7 protein-coding genes and 2 pseudogenes are annotated in these 8,015 nt (G+C 55.1%); 1 reads left to right on the top strand and 8 read right to left on the bottom strand.

Annotated features, from left to right (window positions below; genetic code table 11):
• Positions 1–627, bottom strand: a pseudogene (locus ACFE0K_RS12445) (phospholipase); the annotation flags it as partial.
• Positions 628–966: 339 nt separating this feature from the next.
• On the opposite strand from ACFE0K_RS12445, the gene mscK reads away from it, so the two are divergent.
• Positions 967–4,335, top strand: coding sequence for a mechanosensitive channel MscK (gene mscK, locus ACFE0K_RS12440; RefSeq protein WP_434536366.1), 3,369 nt, complete (start codon positions 967–969; stop codon positions 4,333–4,335).
• 88 nt (positions 4,336–4,423) lie between these two features.
• On the opposite strand, the pseudogene ACFE0K_RS12435 reads toward mscK, so the two are convergent.
• The 7 genes and pseudogenes from ACFE0K_RS12435 to ACFE0K_RS12405 all read right to left on the bottom strand — a co-directional run bounded on the left by ACFE0K_RS12435 (position 4,424) and on the right by ACFE0K_RS12405 (position 7,992).
• A pseudogene (locus ACFE0K_RS12435) lies at positions 4,424–4,816 on the bottom strand (DUF6559 family protein).
• Positions 4,817–4,870: 54 nt separating this feature from the next.
• The gene (locus ACFE0K_RS12430) at positions 4,871–5,221 is read right to left on the bottom strand and encodes a hypothetical protein (RefSeq protein ID WP_434536365.1); all 351 of its coding nucleotides are present in this window, start codon (positions 5,219–5,221) and stop codon (positions 4,871–4,873) included.
• 83 nt (positions 5,222–5,304) lie between these two features.
• The gene (locus ACFE0K_RS12425) at positions 5,305–5,688 is read right to left on the bottom strand and encodes a VOC family protein (protein WP_434536364.1); all 384 of its coding nucleotides are present in this window, start codon (positions 5,686–5,688) and stop codon (positions 5,305–5,307) included.
• A gap of 76 nt (positions 5,689–5,764) precedes the next feature.
• The gene (locus ACFE0K_RS12420; protein WP_434536363.1) at positions 5,765–6,025 is read right to left on the bottom strand and encodes a hypothetical protein; all 261 of its coding nucleotides are present in this window, start codon (positions 6,023–6,025) and stop codon (positions 5,765–5,767) included.
• A gap of 941 nt (positions 6,026–6,966) precedes the next feature.
• Positions 6,967–7,278 (bottom strand): immunity protein Tsi6 family protein, encoded by a 312-nt coding sequence (locus ACFE0K_RS12415; RefSeq protein ID WP_434536362.1) that lies wholly within the window; start codon positions 7,276–7,278, stop codon positions 6,967–6,969.
• 53 nt (positions 7,279–7,331) lie between these two features.
• Positions 7,332–7,568 (bottom strand): hypothetical protein, encoded by a 237-nt coding sequence (locus ACFE0K_RS12410; protein WP_434536361.1) that lies wholly within the window; start codon positions 7,566–7,568, stop codon positions 7,332–7,334.
• A gap of 100 nt (positions 7,569–7,668) precedes the next feature.
• Positions 7,669–7,992, bottom strand: coding sequence for an immunity protein Tsi6 family protein (locus ACFE0K_RS12405; protein WP_434536360.1), 324 nt, complete (start codon positions 7,990–7,992; stop codon positions 7,669–7,671).
• Positions 7,993–8,015 lie beyond the last annotated feature (23 nt).

Below are 8,015 nucleotides of genomic sequence, written 5' to 3'. Positions count from 1 at the left end.
GTACTGCCCCAGGTTATCGATGGGCTGGAACGGCATTTCCTCGAAGTCGTCGTACATGGACTTGCTGGAGTAGCTTCCCTGCCGGTAGTTCGCTTCGGTAATGCCATAGGTGTTGTACTGCGGATCATCCGACGACCACCAGCCGGTCATGCCACCGGGGCCATCATCCAGATAGTCACCGTACAGCCAGGACGCGGCCATATTATCGATATCGCCCCAGACCGTGAGCAGATCGTAGTTGTACCCGCCCAAGTCATTACCGTGCACATCGGAACTGCGGGTATGATTCTGGAAGTGCCAGTAGGAGGTGTAGTTCACCAGCGACGCACCGGCGTTGAATACCGGCGCATAGACGCAATCACCGGAGACCGCGCCACACAGGTAGGTATCCTGAAAATCATCCACGTCATAGGCGCCCTGCCCGATCACTTCAGCGAACTGCTCCATGCTGTAACCGGCGGCGTTAACCCAGGCCTTGAGGCGATTGTATTCGGTGGTGCCCGGATGGTTTTTCATGTACTCCACCGCATCGATAGCAATGCGCTTGTGGGTGATTTGCTGAAACGCCTGGGCAGGCGCAGTGGCAACGGCGGTGGCCAGCAGGCCACAGAGTGCGAGCTTGTTCATGGGTCCCCTCCCAATTGTTATGAAGTTTGTTGTGTTTATTGGTTAAACAATAAACACACTTCCCGCCTCACCCTAGGACGCAGCCGGACAAAAAATGGACATTTTCTGCCAGGGCAATACCCACCCTGACCGAAAGGGATGACAAAACAGGGACACGGTCTTTTGTCAGATAACGGATGCCAGCGCAGGCAGAACAACTGCTGCACCCCTTGCAACGCCTTGGTAAGCTTGCGGAGAATTCGACGTAAGATAATCGTCTCTCAGGGTGCACGGAGCACAGCGAACTACACCCTGCAAAACCCATTGATAGCCCGCCTTACCCATTGGAGCTTTCTGGTTATGGATCGACGTCTGGCCCTTTTTCTGCTGATTTTTCTCCCCGCCATGGCACAGGCACAGATCGGCGGCTTTTCCCTGCCCGGCGTCGGCGACCTGGAAAAACAGATCTCCGGTAGCGAAGACACCAGCAGCGGTGGCAACGCCAATCCTGACAAGAAAATCCTGCAACAGACCCTGGAACTACGCCGCGAGATCGACAGCAACCAGCAAACCATCAAGGATCTGGAAACCTTCGCGCGCCAGGCATCCACCCAGCGCGCACGCCTCAACGCCGAGCTCGCCAAAGCCCGGCAACAGCAGGACAAGGACTGGGCTGAGCAGTATAAGAATTTGGGGCTGCAGGCCCTGATCGAGAGACTGACTAGCCGCCTGGATGCGCTGGAAAAGAACCAGAGCCGCCTGGCCGAGGTCAACGGTGAACTGACCCGCGCCCAGACCCTGCCCGAGCAGGCCCAGAATGTGATCAGCAAGGCCATGGAGCGCATGGATACCATCCGCTCCCGACTCAATGAAGGTACCGACGAAAACGGCGAGCCGCTCAACGAAAAACAGGAACAGGGGCTCAATACCGAACTGCGCGCCCTGGAAACCCGCATTGAGCGCTACAACCAGGAACTGACCGTCGTCGACAAGAAACAGGATGTGGCCCGCCTGGAACAGCAGTTACTGCGTACCGAACAAGCCACCCTGGAAGCCCAGCTGGATGCCGTACAGCCCCTGATCCAGCAACGCCGTATCAATCAGCTGGAAGAGATGGCGAATTCGCCGGAATCATCGCTGCCGGACACCGTGCTGGAAAACAAACGTATCCAGAATGCCAGGGCGGAAAACCAGGCCCTGCGCGAACAGCTCGCCAGCACCAGCCAGGCCGTCAACAGCCTGCTGCGCCGCGCCATCGACACCAAGACGCAACTGGACAAGGCCCGCGCCCTGTCCAGCACCGTCAACGATCAGATCCGCCTGCTGGACGGCAGCCTGCTACTGTCACGGGTGTTGTATCAGCAACAGAAACGCCTGCCACAGACCCAGTCGGACATGAACCTGCAAAAGCGCATTTCCGACGCCCGCCTGGCGCAATTCGAGCTGGAGCAAAAGATCCAGTCGCTGGATAACTCGCCCCTGCCGGAACAGGAAAAACTCAAAGGGGAGCTCTCCCCGGATCTGGAGCAGGCATTTACCATCCTGCATCGGGAGCGGCGCGAGCTGTACGACCAGCTCAATCAGGAGCTCGGGCGGCAACTGGCTATCCTCACCCGTACCCAGCTCAACAAGGAGCAACTGGACAAGGTATCGCGCAGCCTGCACAGCATTATCTCCGAGCAGACTTTCTGGATGCCCAGCACCCAGCCGGTGAGCCTGGAATGGCTGGGCAAGCTGCCCGGGCATATTACCCAGCAACTGCGCGACATGCCCTGGAAAGCCCTCTGGCAGGGCACCCGTGACCTGCTTACCGGAAAATGGGGCTGGCTGGTGCTGGCCGCCATTCCCGCGATTATTCTCGTGTTGCTGCGCCCACGACTGAAAAAGCGCATCGACACCATGAACAAGGATGTGGGCTTCCTGCGCCGTGACAGCCAACTGCACACGCCGTTGAGCCTGATCTATACCGTGCTGATCTCGTCTCCCGCGCCCATCGCCCTGGCCGTGATTGCCGCCGGACTGTGGCGTCAGCCCAGCACTATCACCAGCGTACTGGGGGCCGCCCTGGCACAGCTCGCCCTGCTCTGGTTGGTGTTCGAAATGCTTTACCGGCTGCTGAAGAGCGGCGGTATCGCCCAGCGCCATTTCCGTTGGGACAACCAGCAAAATCAGCATATGCGTCGCCGCCTGGCCCTCACCGGCCTGGCCATTATCCCCATGACCTTCATCATCGCCTTCGGTGACCAGTGGCCGGCACAGCTCAGTAACGACCGCCTCGGCCTGGTGATCATGGTGGCCAGCCTGATCGTGGTGATGATCAGCTTGCCCTCGGTGGCCAGGAGCTATCCAAGCCGGCATTACAGCCGCACCATGAAAGGTCTGTCCACCGGCCTTTGCGCCGCCGCCCCTCTGATCCTCACCGTGCTGATCGGCATCGGCTACTACTACACCTCGGTGCGCCTGACCGGCCACATGATCTACAGCCTCTACCTGGTAGTGCTGTGGATTCTGCTCGACGCGGTGGCCGTTCGCGGCCTGGCCGTGGCCGCCCAGCGGCTGGCCTACCGGCGCGCCGTGGCCCAGCGGGAAGCCGACCAGAAAGGCTCCGACACCTCCTCTGCCGTCTCGGAAGCGGTGGAAGTGGAAGAACCCCAGCTGGACCTGAAACAGGTCAACCAGCAATCCTTGCGCCTGATCCGCCTGGCACTGATCGCCGGTATCGCCCTGCTGGTGTATTGGGTCTGGGCGGATGTGTTCCACGCCTTCTCCTACACCGAAAACATCGTGCTCTGGGAAACCGCCGACGCTGCCGGCCAGGCCAGTGGCTCCTCCCCCATCAGCCTGGGCGATGTGATGACCGCCCTGATCATCGGTGCTGTCACCTTCCTGCTGGCCAGCAACCTGCCCGGCCTGCTGGAAGTGCTGGTGTTATCACGCATGGACCTGCGCCAGGGCACCAGCTACGCCACCACCACCCTGCTCTCCTACGTAATCGTGGCCAGCGGTGTGATCATCACGTTCGGCGCCCTGGGATTGAGCTGGGACAAGATGCAGTGGCTGGTGGCAGCCCTGGGTGTGGGCCTGGGCTTTGGCCTGCAGGAAATCTTTGCCAACTTCATCTCCGGCATCATCCTGCTGTTCGAGCGCCCCATTCGCATCGGCGACGTGATCACCATCAACAACCTGGATGGCACCGTCAGTCGCATTCGCATCCGCGCCACCACCCTGATCGACTTCGACCGCAAGGAGATCCTGGTGCCCAACAAGGTGTTCGTCACCGAGCGGTTGATCAACTGGTCCCTGTCCGACACCGTCACCCGCATCATCATCAAGGTGGGCTTCGCCTACGGCTCCGACCTGCAGAAATGCCGCGACATCCTCATGCAGGCCGCCCGGGAAAACAAACGGGTGCTGCGTGACCCGGAACCGGTGGTGCTCTTCCTCACCTTCGGCGCCAGCACCCTGGACCACGAACTGCGCGTCCACGTCAACGACATCGGCGACCGCCTGGCCGCCACCGACGAACTCAACCGCCACATTGATGCCCTGTGCAAGGAACACGACATCGAAATCGCCTTCAGCCAGCTGGATATCCATATCCGCAACGGCGATGGCGACAAGCTGTGTATTGAGGGGGAAAAACAGGAAAAAAACGTACAGCAAGACGGCAATAGTCCGGCGCCAAAGGCCAACGATGGGGAACACAACGAAAGTAACGACCCCCGCTAAGCCCACAGGGCGGAAATACACCAAGGAGGTATTCCCGCCCTATGGCCGCCTCCCCAGGAGGAGACATCGGGAACGCGCCTCCACTGACTCAAAACCCGGTTTTGCCATGAATATTGGCAATCCAGTTTCGATGAACACCACCACCCCAGCCTCTTGGCCGGCCCAGGTCGATAACGCTCATCGCACTATAAGCAATATCCCCGCCGAAATAGGCAGCCGCAATTTCCTCGCGAAGGGTATCCAGAAAATCCTGGTCGATTCGATAAAGATCAATCGTATTCTTCGATTCATCCTAGCGATAAAGCGCTATCGCGTAGGAGATGTACTGCATCCCTAAATTCAGGCTTCGAGCCGTTTTTTCCACTTGCATCACGGTGTACTGATCACAGGCACCATAACGTTTTACAAGCGCCGGACCGAGCTCATTGATATAGCTTTCCACCGCGCGGTTCAGTTTGTATCTCTGGATAAAACTCAGCATAGGTGGTTAGCGCTCTGCCCTTTTTGAAATCCGGGAACCATACATTGTGGGGTTTTACTCGCTGATCCAGGCAACATTCGTATCCTGGATACCCAGGCCCTGCTTAAATTCAACCGGGAATGCCAATGACGGTTTTCCTGCCCAGCCTCTCTCAATGAACAAGTTGTAGCCTGAATCGGTCTTCTCATATCGCACGGCAGACAACCAGATCCCATCCCAGTCGCCCAGGAACTCTAGATCACCCAGAGACTGCGGATACTCTCCGTTCCGCACGTTGTAGAGCTCTATCATTGAAACAGCTGAAACGAAATTTTGTTCGCCGAACTGCTCGTCGACGCCAGGGATCTTGAACTCACATCCAGCGATGAGAGCAAGCAGAGAAAAGAATATTAAGGCTTTTCGCATTGTTTTACTTTGTATGAACACTGGAAATCACCGATGACGAAACCGTTCGAAGCGGGGGGTTTGGCATCCAATGCATGGCTTAGTTATGGGCTCCCTCTTGATGGCTCAATCTCTTCACCAAACATGATTCGATGCCCCTCGGGTGTAGCCACACCAAATTCACGTAACCCCCAAGGCTTATCCGATATTGCCTGGAATATCTCAGCGTCACGCTGCTGATAATCACGGTAAACTTCGTCGATACCCACACAGTTCACATAGGCAAAGTAAGAATGTTCATGGGTATCACGTGCCGGAAGTTCGTCCGGGCAGTGCCCTAACATGATGTGAAAGCTGCCGAGACTCAGGAACGACCAGCCGTCCACACGAAAGCGGACAGAAAACCCAAGTTTGTCGAGAAAGTAGTTTTCGGTCTTTTCTAGATCCTTGACCGCTAGAACATGCTGAGTCGCTTTTACTTTAAACACCAATACCTCCCTTCATGAGGGTGGCCACTCATGACACCCGCCATATTTTTAGCAATGTATATTCATCGCGATTATATCAATGAATAAAATAAGGCAGCACGATAAACGGAAGAACAATCCCGAAGACTACAGCCATTCCCGTTTGCTTTATAAACCCTTTCGGCCAACCGCAAACCAAAAAAGCAATCCATAACCAAGCGACTGAAGCGGATAAAAGGCCTTCAGATTTATAAATGCCAGAGACATACATACCGTAGAAGACAATCAACGGCGAAAGCTTCAGCATACGCAACAATTGACGCCCTTCTTCGGCGGCATCTTCTTTGATGGACTTCAAGTGGGGTTCACTCTGATGCTCCACTTTTCCTCCGACTTTTCATTTGCTAACGCCCGCCATAAACGGCGCGAGGAACGAGCGTCCGGCGACCGTAGGGAGCGAATTTAATGGCTTTGTTATGCGCTTTCACGCCACGAGATCCCCATACCCCCAAATCAAGGTGCCTACGATAACGATGAACAAAGTCACATACTCCAAGATTTTTCTTCGTCTTGGCATACTCCAATCTTGCGGTAACCCACCAACAAACCCAGCAGCAGATTGCCTGCAGTCATTCAGACGTTGCTGAGCTGCGTAATTCAGAGTCTCAACCCATACAGATAGAAGCACTACCACGGCTCCCGACCTACCAAACCAATGCGCCTCGCCAGTTGCGTGACTGAACAGGTATGATGCAACGGCAAAACAGAGAGCCACCAACAAGATTAGGATTTCCAAACATATTTCCCCTGCTTTTCTCTCCTCTTCCTCTTTATTTGGCATTTTGTTGCTATTAGGCAATTCCGCTGACTCCCTCAATCACATAACGCCGAAAATAAGCGGCCGCCTTGTAGCGCAGCGGAAAGGCGGTCTGGTGGAGAGCCGTCAGTCCCGGAGCACACTTAATTGCCTGGTTATGAGCCGCGACCAAGCTGCCCCCTAATTCATAATATTTTCTGGAGTAAGAGTTGCGCCACACTTTGGACACGAAGGACGCATACTGGCAAACAGACTATTTGGCCCGGAGTATTGCCCTTTACGATCAAGGTCTCGAAGGCTGGTAGATGACCATTCTTTAGAATAGGGCTGATCGTTCTCGCTTTCGACTATTGAACCGGTGTGCCCACAGGAACATTGGAGCTTTGTAAAAGTGCGCATCGTCATCGGCTACCACCCTCTATATTTCGATCTTCCAAGGCTCATAACGCTGCCAACACGCGCTTGTCGCGTGCTTGGCCTTGTTATGAGCTGTAGCCCAAAAGTTTAAGATCAATTTTTAGACCCTCCCTAGTCTTAACAGCCACGTAGAAAGCCTTGTTGAGGGCATCTATTAGCCTCCCCTCTCGCGGGTCAATTTCCCGAGCGGCATAGTGGCCAAAAGTAAGATCAAATAGCCGCTTTCTCTCACCAGTGCGGCCCTCGAAATAATCTATAAGCCATCTCAACTGGGCCTCTATCGACTCTCGTAGCTGCGGTGCGATTGCGCCATTGCTATCCGAAAGAGCTTCTAGAGCTTCCTTGCACACCGTCGCCTTTATATCCTCATTGCTCACGGGCTTGGACCTCATAACGCCGCGCTCTGTCGCTTGTCGGCAGCAGCGCCTTGTTATGCATTACCGGCCAAATATTCATCTAGCTTCTCGGGAATATATGGCCAAAATAATTCCCAGCTATCTGGTTTCGGATAGCGACGTTTATATGATTCTCTTTCAACCACACTTAATGTGGAGAACCAAACAACAAACTCATACCAATATTTCTCTCCATGACCCATGCGCCAGCCAGTAGAACCAAGCGGAATACTCGGATGCGCAAGCCATGGAGGGAGCATCTCTTTATCCATAAAAACCAGACACTTTCAATTTCTCACTGCATAACGCCGCGCACACCGGCGCGAGCTTGCGAGCGTCCGGCAGCAGTAGGCTGCGTAGTGCTGCGCCTTGTTATGAGACGATGCCAAGGACATTAAGATCAACTTTCAGCCCCTCTCTTGTTCTTGTCGCCACGTAGAATGCTTTTTGTAAAGCTTCGACGAACTCTCGGTCCTGCTCATCCACCTCCCTTACGGCATAGTGCCCGGAGGTCAACTCAAAGAGCTTGCTTCGTTCCGCGCTAGCACACTCAAAGTAAGAAACGAGCCACGCCAGCTGCGCCTGAATAGAATCCATGATCTCTGGCAAAGCAACCCAAGCATCGGCTGCTATACGCTCATTACAAATAGCAAAGGCATCTTGGCAAACCCGCGCTTTGATATCGTCCTGACTCATGACTTGCCTGTCTCATAACGACC

Source organism: Alcanivorax sp. (assembly GCF_051117345.1).
Lineage (GTDB): Bacteria > Pseudomonadota > Gammaproteobacteria > Pseudomonadales > Alcanivoracaceae > Alcanivorax.
The sequence above is the reverse complement of the archived record's forward strand: the minus strand, read 5'-3'. Positions and strand labels throughout refer to the sequence as shown.

Bases quoted from the DNA above. Each gene is read 5' to 3' on its own strand.
- ACFE0K_RS12405 (WP_434536360.1), bottom strand. From the start codon at position 7,992: ATGAGTCAGGACGATATCAAAGCGCGGGTTTGCCAAGATGCCTTTGCT.
- mscK (WP_434536366.1), top strand. From the start codon at position 967: ATGGATCGACGTCTGGCCCTTTTTCTGCTGATTTTTCTCCCCGCCATG.
- ACFE0K_RS12430 (WP_434536365.1), bottom strand. From the start codon at position 5,221: ATGCGAAAAGCCTTAATATTCTTTTCTCTGCTTGCTCTCATCGCTGGA.
- ACFE0K_RS12410 (WP_434536361.1), bottom strand. From the start codon at position 7,568: ATGGATAAAGAGATGCTCCCTCCATGGCTTGCGCATCCGAGTATTCCG.